16 protein-coding genes are annotated in these 14,929 nt (G+C 62.6%); 4 read left to right on the top strand and 12 right to left on the bottom strand.

Annotated features, from left to right (window positions below):
* Window positions 1-6: 6 nt before the first annotated feature.
* The 7 genes from CO656_RS02400 to CO656_RS02370 form a co-directional block, all read right to left on the bottom strand.
* Window positions 7-480 (bottom strand): DUF2269 family protein, encoded by a 474-nt coding sequence (locus CO656_RS02400; RefSeq protein ID WP_097524673.1) that lies wholly within the window; start codon window positions 478-480, stop codon window positions 7-9.
* Window positions 480-1,763, bottom strand: a complete 1,284-nt coding sequence (locus tag CO656_RS02395) for an SDR family oxidoreductase (protein WP_097524672.1) — start codon at window positions 1,761-1,763, stop codon at window positions 480-482. The genes CO656_RS02400 and CO656_RS02395 overlap by 1 nt, the downstream gene beginning before the upstream one ends.
* Before the next feature lie 117 nt (window positions 1,764-1,880).
* Window positions 1,881-4,340: an adenylate/guanylate cyclase domain-containing protein gene (locus tag CO656_RS02390; protein WP_097524671.1), complete on the bottom strand. Its 2,460-nt coding sequence runs from the start codon at window positions 4,338-4,340 to the stop codon at window positions 1,881-1,883.
* 84 nt (window positions 4,341-4,424) lie between these two features.
* Window positions 4,425-5,519: a branched-chain amino acid ABC transporter substrate-binding protein gene (locus tag CO656_RS02385; protein WP_097524736.1), complete on the bottom strand. Its 1,095-nt coding sequence runs from the start codon at window positions 5,517-5,519 to the stop codon at window positions 4,425-4,427.
* A 91-nt stretch (window positions 5,520-5,610) separates the two neighbouring features.
* Window positions 5,611-6,045, bottom strand: a complete 435-nt coding sequence (locus CO656_RS02380) for a GFA family protein (protein WP_097524670.1) — start codon at window positions 6,043-6,045, stop codon at window positions 5,611-5,613.
* 28 nt (window positions 6,046-6,073) lie between these two features.
* A complete protein-coding gene (locus CO656_RS02375; protein WP_097524669.1) occupies window positions 6,074-6,505 on the bottom strand; it encodes a VOC family protein in 432 nt (143 codons plus the stop codon).
* 231 nt (window positions 6,506-6,736) lie between these two features.
* Window positions 6,737-7,216 carry a cupin domain-containing protein gene (locus CO656_RS02370; protein WP_097524668.1) on the bottom strand — a complete coding sequence of 160 codons (480 nt, stop codon included), beginning with the start codon at window positions 7,214-7,216 and terminating at the stop codon, window positions 6,737-6,739.
* 102 nt (window positions 7,217-7,318) lie between these two features.
* Between CO656_RS02370 and CO656_RS02365 the strand changes: the two genes are divergently transcribed.
* Window positions 7,319-8,269 carry a LysR family transcriptional regulator gene (locus tag CO656_RS02365; protein ID WP_097524667.1) on the top strand — a complete coding sequence of 317 codons (951 nt, stop codon included), beginning with the start codon at window positions 7,319-7,321 and terminating at the stop codon, window positions 8,267-8,269.
* Window positions 8,270-8,271: 2 nt separating this feature from the next.
* On the opposite strand, the gene CO656_RS02360 is transcribed toward CO656_RS02365, so the two are convergent.
* Window positions 8,272-9,564: a cation:proton antiporter gene (locus CO656_RS02360; protein WP_097524666.1), complete on the bottom strand. Its 1,293-nt coding sequence runs from the start codon at window positions 9,562-9,564 to the stop codon at window positions 8,272-8,274.
* A gap of 244 nt (window positions 9,565-9,808) precedes the next feature.
* Between CO656_RS02360 and CO656_RS02355 the strand changes: the two genes are divergently transcribed.
* Window positions 9,809-10,036: a hypothetical protein gene (locus tag CO656_RS02355; protein WP_176536570.1), complete on the top strand. Its 228-nt coding sequence runs from the start codon at window positions 9,809-9,811 to the stop codon at window positions 10,034-10,036.
* A gap of 636 nt (window positions 10,037-10,672) precedes the next feature.
* On the opposite strand, the gene CO656_RS02345 is transcribed toward CO656_RS02355, so the two are convergent.
* The gene (locus CO656_RS02345) at window positions 10,673-10,873 is read right to left on the bottom strand and encodes a hypothetical protein (RefSeq protein WP_097524663.1); all 201 of its coding nucleotides are present in this window, start codon (window positions 10,871-10,873) and stop codon (window positions 10,673-10,675) included.
* Between the two features lie 160 nt (window positions 10,874-11,033).
* On the opposite strand from CO656_RS02345, the gene CO656_RS02340 reads away from it, so the two are divergent.
* The gene (locus CO656_RS02340; protein ID WP_097524662.1) at window positions 11,034-12,026 is read left to right on the top strand and encodes a YihY/virulence factor BrkB family protein; all 993 of its coding nucleotides are present in this window, start codon (window positions 11,034-11,036) and stop codon (window positions 12,024-12,026) included.
* A 115-nt stretch (window positions 12,027-12,141) separates the two neighbouring features.
* On the top strand, window positions 12,142-12,765 hold the full coding sequence (locus CO656_RS02335) for a hypothetical protein (RefSeq protein ID WP_097524661.1): 624 nt from the start codon (window positions 12,142-12,144) through the stop codon (window positions 12,763-12,765).
* 181 nt (window positions 12,766-12,946) lie between these two features.
* On the opposite strand, the gene CO656_RS02330 is transcribed toward CO656_RS02335, so the two are convergent.
* Genes CO656_RS02330 through kduI form a run of 3 tightly spaced genes read right to left on the bottom strand, consistent with a single transcriptional unit; the run spans window position 12,947 to window position 14,901 of the window.
* On the bottom strand, window positions 12,947-13,285 hold the full coding sequence (locus CO656_RS02330) for a cupin domain-containing protein (RefSeq protein ID WP_234819634.1): 339 nt from the start codon (window positions 13,283-13,285) through the stop codon (window positions 12,947-12,949).
* 6 nt (window positions 13,286-13,291) lie between these two features.
* Window positions 13,292-14,056: a 2-dehydro-3-deoxy-D-gluconate 5-dehydrogenase KduD gene (gene kduD, locus CO656_RS02325; RefSeq protein WP_097524659.1), complete on the bottom strand. Its 765-nt coding sequence runs from the start codon at window positions 14,054-14,056 to the stop codon at window positions 13,292-13,294.
* Complete coding sequence (gene kduI, locus CO656_RS02320) at window positions 14,053-14,901, bottom strand: 5-dehydro-4-deoxy-D-glucuronate isomerase (RefSeq protein ID WP_097524658.1); 849 nt, start codon at window positions 14,899-14,901, stop codon at window positions 14,053-14,055. The genes kduD and kduI overlap by 4 nt, the downstream gene beginning before the upstream one ends.
* Window positions 14,902-14,929: the final 28 nt, after the last annotated feature.

Genomic DNA, 14,929 nt, shown 5'->3' with positions numbered 1-14,929 from the left:
CGCCGCTCACCACTCTATAGCGGGCCGGGCGATCATCAGCCAGAAAATCCCGAGGACCGCAGCAAAGGCCGGAAAACCGAAGGCGAACCACAGGTGAAAGAGCCGATAATAGCGTCTGGGCAATGGCTGCCCACCCTTGCTCGCGGCCTCGGCGAGCCTGCGCATCTCCATCTGCATCCAAACGACCGGCAGCCAGAATGCACCGGTGATCAGGTAGAGGAGGATCGACAGCAGGATCCAACCTTCCGTCAGGGAGTAACCGACATGCCAGGCGAGCGCCACCCCCGTCATCGGCTGCAGGACGACGGCGGTGGCGGTGAACAGGAAGTCGGCCAGGACAACGATGCGCGCAACCGAAGCGATCGTCTCGGCACGACCGGTGCGATGCGCCACCAGCATGAAAAACGCGATGCCCGCGCCGGTGCCCAACAGCACGGAGGCCCCGATGATGTGCAGGTACTTGAGAACGAAATAGAGCATCAGCGCTCCTCCAGGATCGCCAAGGCGGCGAGGTGCAGCACGATGATCGGCCAGATCTTCATCAGCGGGCCGAGCGGTTCATTCCACAACTCAGGGAGTAGTATCGTCCCGGCCAAGGCGTAGAAAAGGGAGAGGCCGATCGCACCGTAGAGCCCGGCGCGGCTCGTTCGACGAACCGCAATGGCAAGTCCGATGACGATGTCTGCGATCGCTCCGGCGACGACGCTGGGGCCAGCAAGCACCCCCGCGCCGGTGCGCTCCATCAGGTCGATGCCGATCTGGTAACCGGTCGTCAGCGATATGACGCCGGTAGCGATCCAGAACAACGACAACACGACGAAGATGACCGGCTTCAGGAGGTAGAGCCTGGCAAACCATCTTTCCTGAACCGTAATCGGCGTTCTCGCCAGCGCCACCGAGAGCGCGGTCGGTTCTATCCCGGTATTCTCCGACCACGCCCGGATGTCGCCCACGGCACCGCGGGTGATCTCCTTCTGCGCCGTGCTGCGCGTCGGCGGAAGCCAGCCGAGTGCCCCGGCGAGATCGCTGAGCTTATAGAGGAGACCTGCGAGCGGAGCGGGTATGTTGAGGATGCGGGCAGGGCTCCAGCCAAGCCAGTGCCGGTAGGTTCTCACGACATCTTCGAAGGAGAGGGGCTCCGGCCCTGCTATCTCCAGGATCAGTCGCTTGGGGGCACTCGGATGGACGAGCATCTCGACGGTGCGTGCCACGTCTTCGAGGCGCACGACCTGGAGCAGCCCGGTATTCGGCATGATCGGCAGGACGGGCAAAGCCGCCAGCCCACGGATGAGCGCACTGGCGCCAAAGGCGCCGGGGCCGAGCACAACGGAAGGGCGCAGAATGACCCAGTCGAGGTCCCTGGCCATCAGCGCCTCGTCGCCTTCGAGCTTGGTGCGCGAAAAGGGGGAAGGTTGCTGCTTTTCTACGCCCATGGCCGAGAAATGGATGACGCGGCGGACACCGGCCTGTTCGCAAGCTTGAAACAGGGCGGAGGGACCGCGGATATGGACGCCGGACGTATCGTGACCCGGCCCGTCCTGGAGTGTGCCTGCGCAATTTACAACGGCGGTTATGTTCAACAGATGCGGCAGCCAGTCTTCGGGCCGAACCGCTCGGGCAAGATCGAGTTCCACGGTTTCGCCGGTCTTTGACAGCGAAGAGCCCGGTCGAACCACGCGTACGACCGTCATGCCGCGCTCGAGAAGCTTCGCGCAGACGGCAGCGCCGATCAGCCCCGAAGCCCCTATCACAAGGACTCTCATCCTTCCCCCTTCTGTCGCCGGCGATTACCGTAATACCGCAGCCATTGCCGGCGCGTTGCACCTTACTGCTCCAACAGGCGCCGGGTGGAACATGTTCCGCGGATGGTGAACAGCGGATTATCGAGAGAGCCGGTTCAGTGCCTCGCGAAGCGTCGCGGCGGCCTCTTCCCGCTCGCCGGACGACATGAGGTCGGGCTCTGCATCAAGCTTCAGATGCGGGAGTTCCTTGTGAATCGCGTCGCAAGCGACGCTGAGATTGGCCCTAAAGTCGACGACTCGGAAGGTAGCGACCGGGTAGGCTAGGCCCTTGACCCGGACGCGTCCCACCTCCTCGCAATGGATCACATCCTGCACCTGCGCGAAGGTCTCGTAGGAAATCAGCACCGCGCCAGGCTCCGCTTCCTGCTCCAGTCGGGCGGTGAGATTCACGGCCCCGCCGATGATGGTATAGTCCATTCGATCTTCGCTGCCGAAATTGCCGACGGTGCAGTAGTCCGTGTGAATGCCTATTCGGCAGCGCAGCGGCGTCTCTATTCCGGCGCCGCGCCAAGTCTCGCCGAGTTCGGCCATCCGCTTCTGCATGGCAAGTGCCATCGAAACGCAGGCGATGGCGTCCTCCTTCACGCCGCTCGTCTCCGGATCGCCGAAGAACATCAGGATGGCGTCGCCGACATACTTGTCGATCGTGGCGCCGAAGGACAGGGCGATCTTCGACATTTCTGTCAGGTATTGATTGAGGAGCTGAGTGAGTTCCTCCGATTCCATCTTGTCGGTCGTCTCGGTGAAACCGGCGATGTCGGAGAAGCAGATCGTCAGTTTCTTGCGCTGGCTCGCGATGCTGACATCCTGCCGGCCGCTAAAGATCGAACTGTAGACCTGCGGGGCGAGGTATTTCGCCAGCTTGCTCGACAAGGCTTCGAGGGCGGCCGATTTTTCGGAAAGGTCCTGCTCGCGACGTTTCAGCTCCGTCACGTCGGAATAGACGGCCACCGTGCCGCCGCCCGAAATGCGGCGTTCGCTGATCTGCACCCAGCGATCCGGACCGCGCTGCTGCAGGATCGTTCCGACGGGATTGCGGTGCGCCGCGAGGCGCCGGGCGATCCACTCATCCTCCCGTCCGATGGCATCCTCGATCAGGCCGCGCTCCGCCGCGGCACGGATGATCGCCTCGAAATTCGTGCCGGAGACGACGGCGTCATCCATGCCCGGATAGAGTATCTCGCGATATCGGCTGTTGCAGAGGAGGAGCCGGTCCTCGCCATCATAGAGCGCGAAACCTTCGGAAATGCTCTCGATCGCGTCGATCAGGCGCTGGCGGGCTTCGGCGACGTCGCGCAGGTTCTTCTCTTCGACCTCGATCGCCGTGTCGCGGAAGACGCGCAACGCCTTGGCCATCCGGCCGATCTCGTCGCGCCCGGTATCCGGCAGCGTCACACGCAGGTTGCCGGCGGCAATGGCGAGCATGCTGTGGCTGAGCCCGGCAAGACGGGCAAGCAGGTTACGGTCGACATAGAGCCAAACGATCATTACCGAACTCAGCAGGCTTAGCAGGGCGGAGCCGAGCACGATCGCGGTGCCATAGCGCCGCACGGTCGCGGCTTCGGCGCCCGCTTCGGAAATATCCCGTTTCGCCGCCGCCACGAGGCGATCCACGGCAAGCGTCAGCTTGCGCGAAAGCTGATCGTTTTCCGCCACCAGCTTCTCGCCCTCTGCCAGGAGAGCAAGTTCTTCGCCGCGCGCGCCCGGAATGCTTGTTGGCCCGTCGATCAGCGCCTTGAACTCGTCGACGAGCTGACGGAAGCGCTTGCGCAATTGCTCGTCGAATTCGGGCGTGACGGCCTCCAGCGCGTTGACCGAGCGGTGCAGGGGAAACGAAAGCAGCGACAGGTCGCCCGGGGCCGGCACGACGGCAGCCTGCAAAAGCGTGTCGTTGATCGCCGCTATCTCGCGTTGCGCCGTTTGCTGCGGAATATAGGCGGCGATTGCCCGGGCGAGATCTCGCGTCGCCGCAGCTTCCGCTTCCGGCGACAGTGTCGGATCGACAGTCGCGGCCCGCCACCGCGGCACCTTGGAATTCATCACGAGAATGCCGGGCGCGACGAGCCGCTGGCTGGCATTGGTCGTCGCCGACAGGCGGCGCAGAAGCTCCTCCTTTCGGGCCACGGCGTCGAGACGCGCGGTCACGAGACCATTGAGGGCGTTCAGGTTGCGCCGCAGCCCCACTGCCGCCGCTTCGATTTCGGCAACGACCGCCGAGCTGAGCGCCGTTCCCCTCAAGGCGGCAAGCAATTCCTCCAGGCGCGTCATCTCGCTGCCGATCGCCGCCGATACCTCGGCGTGCCGGGCCTGGCTGCTCGATGCAAGCACGGCGGGAGCGGTGGCGGCGACGCGCTCGGCTTGGCGGGAGAGTTCGAGAGATAGAAGGGCGGACGGGGCCCGGCGCTCCGTTACCCGTTCGAGCACCTGGCCGAGCTGGAGAAAGGCGTATAGCGCGCCAGCGGTCGCAAGCACGGCGAAGGCACTGATGCCGAAGAAGGCGAGCAGCAGACGACCGCGAATGCCGAGACGATCAAACATCGCGGCCCCTCGCTCCGGCTGAGGCGGTCAACATCGTCCGCACGGATTTCTTCTCAGATGCGTGCTGCTGCGGTGAGCCGCCAGTTACTCCAGCGGCACGTACTCGCCACCCTTCCAAATATACCATACCCAGTTCTGAACGGTGAGGTCGCCCTTCTCGTCGAAATCGATCCGGCCGAGCACCGTATCGAACGCGTGGTTGCGCAGCGCCGCGATGACTTTCGGCGGTTCCAGCGACCCCGCTTTACGGACCGCCTGCGCCCAAACTTCGGCGGCGCCGTAGCTGTGCAACGTCCAGGAGTCGGGCTCGAAATTCTCCGCCCGGAAGCGCTCGACGACCTCAGCCGCCTCGGCATTGCGACGCGGGTCGGCGACGAAGGTAAAGAGTGTTCCTTCGGCAGCGGGGCCGGCGATCAGGCCGAAGGCCTCGGTTGCAGTGTCGTCACCGGAAATCACCTGCACCGGAAAGGCGCGCTCGCGCGCTGCACGAACCATGAGCGCCGCTTCCGTGTGATAACCGCCGAGATAGAGCACCGTGATACCTGCCCTTTGCAAATCCGCGATCTCGGCCGAGTAGTCGTCCTTCCCCGGTTCGTAGCTCTGATAGATCGCCTCGTTGACGCCGCGCTTATTCAACTGCTTCTTCGTCTCTTCGGCGAGACCCTTGCCGTAGGTCGTGTCGTCGTGAAGGATTGCGATCTTTTTGGTTCCCCACTGATCGGCCAGGTAGTTGCCGGCCTTCAAGCCCTGGGCATCGTCCCGACTGCAGACCCGGAAGACGTTGGCATGGCCTTGCTCGGTCAGGGCCGGATTGGTCGAGGACGGCGAAATCTGCAGCACGCCGGCCGCGGCGTAGATTTTGGAGGCGGGGATCGAAGCGCCCGAGCAGTAATGGCCGACGACGAAGACCGCACGGTCGGCGACGAGCTTCCGGGCGGCCGCAACGGCCTGCTGTGGATCGCAGAAATCATCCGCCACGATCAATCGAACCTGCTCGCCGAGGACGCCGCCGGCGGCATTGATCTCCGCGACTGCCATCTCCGCGCCGCGCTTCAACTGGGTGCCGGTCCAGGCGAGTTTGCCACTCATCGGGCCGGCAACACCGATCAGAACTTCCGCTCGAGCCGGAAAGCTGAGAGCAAGGGCAACGGCGGCAGCAAGGGCGAGAGGTCGGCGCATGAACACCTCCGCCTGCAATATACTCTTGATGCGCCGGTGCGGCTACGTGTGGTGGCGAAAGGTTGCGCGCCGCTTGAGCATGCCGGGACGTTCAGCGGTTGATCGGCGTCCCGTCCGCAACGTGAGCCCAATATTGCGGCAGCTCATCGTTGATCGTGTACCAGGATGCCCTCGAGCCGACGAAAATGTGCTCGCTCGGCCGGATCGTCGGTTCGTCGGCGAGCGGCCCGAGCGCAACATGCACATAGTCGCCACCGCGGACGACCGAATAGAGAAAGGAGCCGCACTTTCCGCAGCGGGCATTGTGCGCGTTCTCCTCACCGTAGCTCTCTTCATGGTGTGCCCCTTCGGTGACCGTGAACTTCTCCCGCTCGATGCCGGCAAACGGCTTGAAGGCGGACCCGGTCGTCCGCCGGCAATCCGCGCAATGGCAGTTTGCGGCATAGCGGAATTCGTCGGCGACGACAAAGTGGACGGCGCCGCAGAGGCACCGTCCGGCTAGCATGCGAACGCTCTGGTCTGTCATGATGCTCCTCGTATCCTTGCGGCTTGCGTTACTGAGGTGAATTGCAAGGCGGATCAAATGGCTCCTGGGTCGACGCAAGTTCCTGAGCGATCTCCCAAACATGGCCCGACGGATCCGCAAAGGCGGCGGTGCGGCGTCCCCAAGGGCGATCGATCGGGCCGTTAAGCAGTCTCACGCCTCGACCCTCCAGGCTGGCGCAGGCGGCGTCTACATCCGCGACCCTGATCGTGAGCAGGATACGCGCGCCCGAACTCGCCGACGCCACCGGCAAAGGTTCGATCAGTTCCGGCGCCTGCGATGCGTGAAGCAGATTGATCATGGCGCCCTCGAACTTCAGTACGCAGGAGACGTCATCCTGGTACACGATTTCCGGCTCAAAAGCCTTCCTGTAAAAGGCCTTTGCCTCGCCGAGATCATCCACAAAAAGGGTCACGACTTCGAGCGCAACAAACAATGACAAGAATTCCTCCTCTTATGTACTTGGAGTTGCCGACCTGAACGTGATCGGTCGGCAACTCCAAGACGCAGCCGCAGCCTCCATTCCGACAAGGAGAGTGAAATCTTCCGCAAAGAATAGCGGATTTCAAGGCTGCAGATGTGAGGAGAACTTCCTCAGGTCAAGACGCTCCGCGCGGGGCAGGGGTGCGCGGCCAGCCGAAGGGCCGGTGCGAGGCGGATGCGACCTTTCCAATCAGACCAGCGGCGCTCCAATGATATCGATGCCGTTCGCGCTGCAGCACCGTGTCAGGGCAGCGATCATTTCCGGTGTCGGCGCCGACTGCGGCGGCAATTCCGGCCGATCGGCCGGGCGGCCCATCTGGCGCAGCAGTGTTTCGAAGTCCGAACCGCGGGTAATCGTCAGACACCGGGCCCCGCCGCCCGATTCGACGCGGAAGGTGTGGGCGAGGCCCTTCGGCGCAACAACCGTGTCGCCGGCAACGGCAATCCGCTCGCGGCCATCGATGTGAAAACGCATTCGGCCCTCGAGGATGTGAAAGACTTCGTCTTCCCGGCGATGCACGTGCAGTGGCGGAGAATCCCCGTAGGGCATCTGGTGCTCGACCATGCAGATGCCGTCGTTCCCCTTGTTCGAGGCGGCGTGGATCGCGACGAGCGTGTTGTTGAACCAGAAGAGTTCCTTGCCTTCTGAGGTGTCGCTAGTGATTGACATAGCGGCTTGCTCCTTTGCCTTATGTGACGTGGCGTCGCGGGTGATTTAGCGGCCGACCGGGTCGAGCGGAAATCGAATGATCGTATAGGGCGAATTGACGGGATGAATTTAAATGCTCTGGACCTCAATCTGGTGCGCGTACTCGACGCGCTTCTGCGGGAAAGAAGCGTCACACGCGCCGGCGATCGGATCGGCTTGAGTCAGCCTGCGGTCAGCGCAGCACTCAACCGCTTGCGCCACGCGCTCAATGATCAGTTGTTCGTTCGGCGTGGCAATGAGATGGTGCCAACGCCCCGGGCGGAGAACCTGGCGGAGCCGGTGCGGGTGGCGCTGCGCGAAATTGAACGCGTTTTCCACGCGTGCGAGAGGTTCGAACCTGCGGAGCTTGAGCGCACCTTCACGCTAATGGGGGCCGATTTCTTTTCGATGCTGCTGATGCCCTCCCTGGCAGCGCGCATCACGCACGCGGCGCCTGCCGTGTCACTCCGTTTTCTCGACAGTGCGCGCGGCGACGTCGCAAGGCTGCTTCAGGAAGACGAGGTCGACGCGGCGCTGGAGCGGCCGCTGGAGGTGCCGGACTGGGTCTCGAGTGCCCTTCTCTTTCACTCTCCCTTTGCGATCATCGCAGCCAAGGACAATATTGCGATTGGCCGGGCTGGGATCGGCGAGAATGGACTTCTGCCGATCGAAATCTTCTGCGAACTGCCGCATGCCATCCGCTCGATCGACGGTTCGATGTCGGGCTTTACTGACGACGCCCTCGCCAAGATCGGGCGGGCGCGCCGCGTGAGCCTGGCATTGCCGCACTTCCAGGCCGTGGCGTTGGCCGTGGCAAGCGGGAACTATCTTGCCGCTGTTCCTCGCCAATTCGCGGTTTCCGCCGCCCGGAGCCTGCCGATTGTCATCTATGAGCCGCCGCTTTCGATCCCCGTTCCCGAGATCAGGATGTATTGGCATGCCCGTCACGACGACGAGCCGCCCCATCGCTGGCTGCGCGGGCAGATCCTCGAGACCGTCGAGACCCTCGGATTCCCCGATGCGGGAGTCGCGTGAGATCAATCGGATAGGGCTGCACTCCCGGACTTGGTCTTCGCACGCATTGCTTCGTCGGCCTTGCCGATGTTTTTGCGCCGCCTGTCGAGCCAGTGCATCGCCGGGGTGACAGTGAGCCCGTGCGTAACGATGGAAATCAGCACGATCAAGGCGACGGCGGACCACATGACGCCGACCTCTTCGAAACGCGCCACCCCGGTGGCAAAGGCGAGATAGTAGATCGAGCCCAGGCCGCGGATCCCGAAGACGGCGATCGCCGCCCTTTCACCCTTTGGCAAGGTCGATGGCAGGCTCACCCATCCGGTGGCCGGCCGGGCAATGGCTAGGACGAAGAGGGCAAAGGCGACCACGCGCCAATCGAGGTCGACAATGAAGTGTCCGAGGCTGACGGCGGCGCCGAAGCAGACGAGAAGCACCATCATCAGGAGCCTTTCGATCTGCTCGGAGAAGTCGTGCAGTTCCTTGTGAAATTCGTGGTGTCGCTCGACGGTGCGGAAGGAGAGCGCGGCCACGAACACGGCGACGAATCCATAGCCGTGGACGAGTTCCGTCAGGCTGTAGGCGAGGCAGGTGATCCCCAAGGCGACGAAACCGTCGCCCGTGCGCACGAGCGCAGCGCCCTTCGGAAGGCGAAACGTGGCAAAGCCGAGCGCCTTGCCGACAATCCATCCCATCACGATGCCGGCGAAGAGCCGCCAGGTGACATCCAGCAGCAGCCACCCGGCGAACCAGTCCGGCTCATCGGAGGCGAGTGCGATCGCAATTGCCAAATACACGAACGGAAAGCTCAGGCCGTCGTTCAAGCCGGCTTCGGACGTCAGCGCGAACCGAACTTCGTCCTCGGTTCCCGTCTCCGGCGGTCCTACCTGGACATCGCTCGCCAGGACCGGGTCGGTCGGTGCCAGGCAGGCGGCGAGCAGAATGGCGGAAGCTGCTCCAAGACCGAGTATCAGCGAGGCGCCGGCGGCCATCACGGCGATCCCCAGCGGCATCGCAATGCCCAGGAGCCGCCAGGTGAGAGCCCAGTTGCGCAGGCCGATCGGCCGGTCGATCTTCAGTCCGGCACCCATCAGCGCGACGATGACGGTGAACTCCGTCATATGCTCGATGACGAGCCGACTGTCGAACGAGCCGAGATCGACGACCGGTCTGAGTATAGTGTGTCCGGCCAGGGCGCCGATGGCGATGCAGAAGATGGGCAGTGAAAGCGGCAGGCGGCGAAACGCCATGGGAATCCAGGCGGTCAGCAGGATGACCAGCCCAAACAGCCCAAGCGTTATGTCGTAGTGCTCCATCCGCGGTACCTCTCAGTCGATCAACGCTGGGGCTGAATCGAGATCGAAGGTCACGAGGGGATTTATGGACATGATAGCTCCGAAAGACGCGCAGCAAGATCGTAGAAAAACGCGTCTGCCGCGTCTGACGTTCCCGTCGACCACGTCAACGGTCATTGATGGGCAACATCTGGAATCCGAAGCTTGGCGCACCAATATCATTGCATGAGCAACAAACCTGCTTTGATCGGAGGGTCAAAGGGAAATGCATATGCGCTTTTCGGATCTCGCCATTGACGACCTTGAAATCTCGATGCTCCGGCGCGTTCATGTCTATGCTTGCTCCTCCAGGGAGCTGGAGCCGGAAAGTGAAGAGGGTGCTAAAATAGGCAGGATGCTTTTTCACCTATACCAGCAAGGCGTAAGGAGCGAAATCGCCCTGATGCGGATGTTAACGACGGGCGACGCGACACCCGAAATGATCAACGACTAGCGGTTGATCTTCGCCTTGTTTGGGCGCTCGACCGCAGGGGCGAGACATCTCGTTGCCTGCATTCGGGAACCTGCTGCGGCCTTGCGTGAACAATTGTGGTGTTGAAGCGTTTTTCTTGAACCTCGCAACGATGTGGAGGATCGGGCATGCGTCGCGATATGCAGCGTTACATGATGATCGAACTGATCGCCCTTTTCGCTGCGCTTGCCGTGGTCGCGGCGGTGATGGTGGTCACCCTGCTTCCGGGCTGACGCCTGTCGATGGGCGGGCGGAAGGTTGGCCGGCGGAGGCTTGGACTTGTCGACTGAGCCGCACCGTTGGCAAGATCGCCCTTCCGATCAAGTGAGCCTCTAGAAACCCCTGAGTTGGGCCAGAGGAAAAAGAAGGCAACGCCAAATACCGATGACTGAGCACCAGAGAGAGTTTTCCCCTGCGAACGAGTATGACGTGCGGCGACTGCCATTCGCAAAGCGCCTCGAGGATCTATTGCCCGGCGATTGCATCTGGCCCATCAACAGCGGTGGACCCTATCTCTTCTGCGCCGCCAAGGCCGTCGGCAAATACTGTCCCCATCACAAGACAAGGCTGATACATAAGCGCGGCAGCGGTCATGCCCACGAATGAACCGCAAACCCGTTAGGATGGATTATTCTTGTCTCCGCTGGCGCTTGGCGGGTTCGGGTCGATCGACTTCACGCCGTCGGCATTGACTTTCGTGTCTTCGATACGCGTCGCATTGCTTGTCGGAAAGCGGTCGACGTAGAAATAGAACAGTGCGCTGGCGAGGATGATGATGGCGGCGCCGATCAGCGCCAAACGCTCCCAATTTCTGTTCATGTCTGCATCTCCCGTCCAGTATCGAACAAAACTGCGGCAGGGGGCGATTGTTCCGGGACGGCGCGCGGCGACTGGTCAAATCCTCGGCGCGCTGGAACAAGGAAGTTCCCCGAAAGTTGGGCGCTAGCTTAGGATCGAGAGTAACACCGGACATGCCTCGATGAACGCTAAGGACGTCGATCTTACGAAGGCAATGGAGACCGCCGATCCGGGCAGGGGGCGCAGTGCAGCCACGCCGGGAGAGATACCGGCGAAAGGGTTGCGCGACGTGTTCTGGCGGGTGATGTCCGAGATCTCCGAGGAGCGCGTCTTCCTGATCGCGGCAGGGGTAAGCTTTTACCTGCTGCTGGCGCTGTTTCCGGCTCTGGGCGCGCTCGTCTCGCTATACGGGTTTATCGCAAATCCCTCCGATATAGGCGCGCATATGGCCGTATTGGACGAGCTCCTGCCGCCCGGCTCGTACAGTATGATTACGGATCAGCTGACGTCTCTTGCCACGCAGAAGACGTCGACCCTCAGCCTTGGCTTCATCGGCGGACTGTTGGTCTCGCTCTGGAGTGCGGCCAACGGCATTGCTGCACTCTTCGACGCCATGAACGTCGCTTATGGGGAAAAGGAGAAGAGAGGGATCGTTTCTAGAACGCTCCTGTGCCTTGCCTTCACCTTTGCCGCATTGCTTTTTGCCGTCGTCCTCATCGTGGCGATCGGCGTCATTCCGGCCTTGCTCGCCTATCTATGGCTGGATCGCTGGATTGAGATCCTGACGAGAGTGGCGCGGTGGCCGGCCATTCTGCTGCTCGGGACCCTCGGCACCGTGCTCATCTATCGTTATGGACCGAGCCGCGAGCGGGCCAAGCTGCGGTGGCTGAACTGGGGCGCCGTATTCAGCACATTGCTGTGGCTCGCCGCCTCATGGGTATATTCCTACTATCTGGAAAATTTCGCGAACTACAACGCGACCTATGGCGCACTCGGCGCGCTGATTGGCTTCATGATGTGGGTCTGGATTTCCATGGTCATCCTGATCACCGGCGCTCTCCTTAACGCCGAGCTCGAGCATCAGACGGCGGTCGATTCCACCACTGGAGAGCCGATGCCGATGGGCGAACGCGGGGCTTTTGTCGCCGATACGCTCGGAAAGGCTGCGGATTAGCCGTCGAGGGCGCCTGAGCGACGGCCGGCGCGCCCTCTACCTCACGAGATTGAGATTTTACGCTGGCCTTTGCACGCAATACGCTCATAGCCTGGACATCCAAGGGAGGCATGCCATGAAACGCATGGCACTTATCGTGACGGTATTGGCCTGTTCGGTCGGCCCGGCTGTTGCTCAGGACACGTCGATGAGCTTCTTCGTCACCAGCTCCAATCCGGGCAAGGGCGGTGATCTCGGCGGACTTGCGGGCGCCGATGCCCATTGCGGCGCGCTGGCGGCGGCCAGCGGCTCGACCGGCAAGACCTGGAGGGCGTATCTGTCTACCGACACGGAGAACGCCAAGGACCGTATCGGGACAGGGCCCTGGTACAACGCCAAGGGCGAAAAGATCGCCGACGATGTCGCTGCGCTTCATGGCGAGACCAACAACCTGACCAAACAGACCGCGCTCAACGAGAAGGGCGAAGTCATCAACGGTCGGGGCGACACGCCGAACCGCCACGACATTCTGACCGGCACGAAGCCGGACGGAACCGCCGCCGCGGAAACCTGCGGCAACTGGACGATGGGCGGCGCGGAGGGTGCTGCAATCGTCGGCCACAGCGACCGCACCGGTACCGACGACTCGGCCGCGGCCAAATCCTGGAACTCTTCCCATTCGACGCGGGGCGGCTGCACGATTGAGGCCTTCAAGGGCACCGGAGGAGACGGCCTCTTCTATTGCTTCGCGACCGATTGAGGATCGGCTGAAGCTGCAGAGGCGACGTTACACGTAGCGGGCCAGCATTGAGCGTATGAAAGTCCTGCAGGCAAGGGCAAGAGCCTGCAGGAGCGGGCGGCGTCCGTCGACCAGAGCGTTGAACAGGCGGCGCAGCAAGGAGCTCGCGTGCCGGAGTGCTCTCCTCGACCGCCGCTCATCCTTAGTTGAGAAAATCGGCCCGATGTGGGGTAAAGCTATCGACGAGACGGCCCTCCTCCAGCGCCTTGACGCCATGGACCACCCCGGACGGCACGATGAAACTGTCGCCGGCGGAAAGAACCTGGGTCCGCCCGCCGACCGTCACCTCGAAGCTCCCCGCCGCGACATAACTGGCCTGAACGTGCGGGTGAGAATGGGGAGCGCCGATGGCTCCCTCCTCGAAGGCGAATTCCACCAGCATCAATTCGTCCGTCGAGAGGATCACCCGGCGCCGATTGCCCTCTCCGAGATCTGTCCATTCGCCTTCGTTACCGCGGGCGAAAAGTTTCCTATCCATGATCGTCTCCTATCTCGCGAGCCAGCCGCCGTCTACCGGAATGACGGCGCCGTGCATGTAGTCGGAAGCCGTGGCAAGCAGAAACACGGTCGCATCGCCGATATCGTCCGGCGTGCCCCAGCGGCTGGCCGGGATGCGCTCCAGAATGGCCGCGCTTCGCTTTTCGTCGGCGCGGAGCGCCTCGGTGTTGTTGGTAACGATATAGCCGGGCGCCACGGCATTCACGTTGATGCCCCTGGCCGCCCATTCGCAGGCGAGAACCCTGGTGATGCCCAGCGCGCCATGCTTCGACGCGGTGTAGGAGGCGACGCGGATACCTCCCTGGAAGGAAAGCAGCGAGGCAATATTGACGATCTTGCCGCGCCGTCCCTCGGCAAGCAGCCGGCGGCCATAGGCCTGGCTCAGGAAGAACAACGAACTGAGATTGATGTCGATGACGTCGTCCCAGTCGGCTTCGCTGAAATCAACCGCGTCGGCGCGGCGGATGATTCCGGCATTGTTGACCAGGCCGTCAAGAAAACCATGCTCGCGCCACAATTCGTCGATCAGCGAACGGCTCGCTTCGCGGTCCGCAAGATCGGCATGCGCGGAAATGAAGCTTCCGCCTGCCTCCGAGACCTTCGTCTCGGTTTCGTCCATGGCGGAGCGGCCGACGCCGATCACTGTTCCGCCGGCGCGGGCGATCGCCACGGCCACGCCCTGGCCGATGCCGGTATTGGCGCCGGTGACGATGATGCGGCGGCCGGCGAGGCTGAAGGCCGACGGAACGCTCACTTCAGCGCCTCCATCGGCACTATCTCCACATCGGTATAATCGACATTGTCGCCGGCCATGGCCCAGATGAAGGCATAACTGGACGTGCCGCAGCCGGAATGGATGGACCAGGGCGGCGAAATCACCGCCTCCTCCTCCGCCATCACGATATGGCGTGTTTCGCTCGGTTCGCCCATCAGATGCAGAATGCGTGCCCCGTGCGCTAGGTCGAAATAGAGATAGGCTTCCATGCGCCGATCGTGAACGTGGCAGGGCATGGTGTTCCAGACGGAGCCGGGCGCAAGTTGCGTCATGCCGACGACGAGTTGGCAGGTCTTCACGCCTTCCGGGTGAATGAATTGGAAGATCGAGCGCTCGTTCGAGGTGGCCGCGCTGCCGAGATCGAGCCGTTTGGCATCGCCGATGCGGATATGGCGCGCCGGCAATGCCTGGTGGGCGGGCGCGCTGAGCAGATAAAATTTGGCGGGGGCGGCCGGATCTTCGGACGAGAAGGAGACGTCCTCGCCCATGCCCGCATAGATCATGTCGCGCGGCTCGAGCCGGAAGCTTTCGCCACCGACCTCGACGTTGCCGGCGCCGCCGATATTGACGGCGATGAGCTCACGCCGGTCGAGGAAGCGGGGCGTGCCTGTCGGGCGGATGGACTCCAGCGGCAGGGGTGCGTGGACCGGCATCGCGCCGCCGACGATCATCCGGTCGTAATGGGTATAGGTCAGTGAAATGCGGCCCGGCCTGAACAGCCCCGAAATGTGGAAATTGGCGCGAAGCGCATCGGTATCCATGCGCGCGGCGGCTTCGGGGTTGATGGCGTGACGGATGGCATAGTCGATATGGGTTGCGGTCATCGGCGTGTTGTCCTCGGATTTGCAAGAA

Source organism: Sinorhizobium sp. FG01, from assembly GCF_002531875.1.
GTDB lineage: Bacteria > Pseudomonadota > Alphaproteobacteria > Rhizobiales > Rhizobiaceae > Sinorhizobium > Sinorhizobium fredii_C.
This window is presented reverse-complemented; position numbering and strand designations above follow the sequence as displayed.

Bases quoted from the DNA above. Each gene is read 5' to 3' on its own strand.
- CO656_RS02340 (WP_097524662.1), top strand. From the start codon at position 11,034: ATGAACGCTAAGGACGTCGATCTTACGAAGGCAATGGAGACCGCCGAT.
- CO656_RS02345 (WP_097524663.1), bottom strand. From the start codon at position 10,873: ATGAACAGAAATTGGGAGCGTTTGGCGCTGATCGGCGCCGCCATCATC.
- CO656_RS02390 (WP_097524671.1), bottom strand. From the start codon at position 4,340: ATGTTTGATCGTCTCGGCATTCGCGGTCGTCTGCTGCTCGCCTTCTTC.
- CO656_RS02365 (WP_097524667.1), top strand. From the start codon at position 7,319: ATGAATTTAAATGCTCTGGACCTCAATCTGGTGCGCGTACTCGACGCG.
- CO656_RS02355 (WP_176536570.1), top strand. From the start codon at position 9,809: ATGCATATGCGCTTTTCGGATCTCGCCATTGACGACCTTGAAATCTCG.
- CO656_RS02370 (WP_097524668.1), bottom strand. From the start codon at position 7,216: ATGTCAATCACTAGCGACACCTCAGAAGGCAAGGAACTCTTCTGGTTC.
- CO656_RS02360 (WP_097524666.1), bottom strand. From the start codon at position 9,564: ATGGAGCACTACGACATAACGCTTGGGCTGTTTGGGCTGGTCATCCTG.
- kduI (WP_097524658.1), bottom strand. From the start codon at position 14,901: ATGACCGCAACCCATATCGACTATGCCATCCGTCACGCCATCAACCCC.
- CO656_RS02335 (WP_097524661.1), top strand. From the start codon at position 12,142: ATGAAACGCATGGCACTTATCGTGACGGTATTGGCCTGTTCGGTCGGC.
- CO656_RS02400 (WP_097524673.1), bottom strand. From the start codon at position 480: ATGCTCTATTTCGTTCTCAAGTACCTGCACATCATCGGGGCCTCCGTG.
- CO656_RS02395 (WP_097524672.1), bottom strand. From the start codon at position 1,763: ATGAGAGTCCTTGTGATAGGGGCTTCGGGGCTGATCGGCGCTGCCGTC.
- CO656_RS02380 (WP_097524670.1), bottom strand. From the start codon at position 6,045: ATGACAGACCAGAGCGTTCGCATGCTAGCCGGACGGTGCCTCTGCGGC.
- CO656_RS02385 (WP_097524736.1), bottom strand. From the start codon at position 5,519: ATGCGCCGACCTCTCGCCCTTGCTGCCGCCGTTGCCCTTGCTCTCAGC.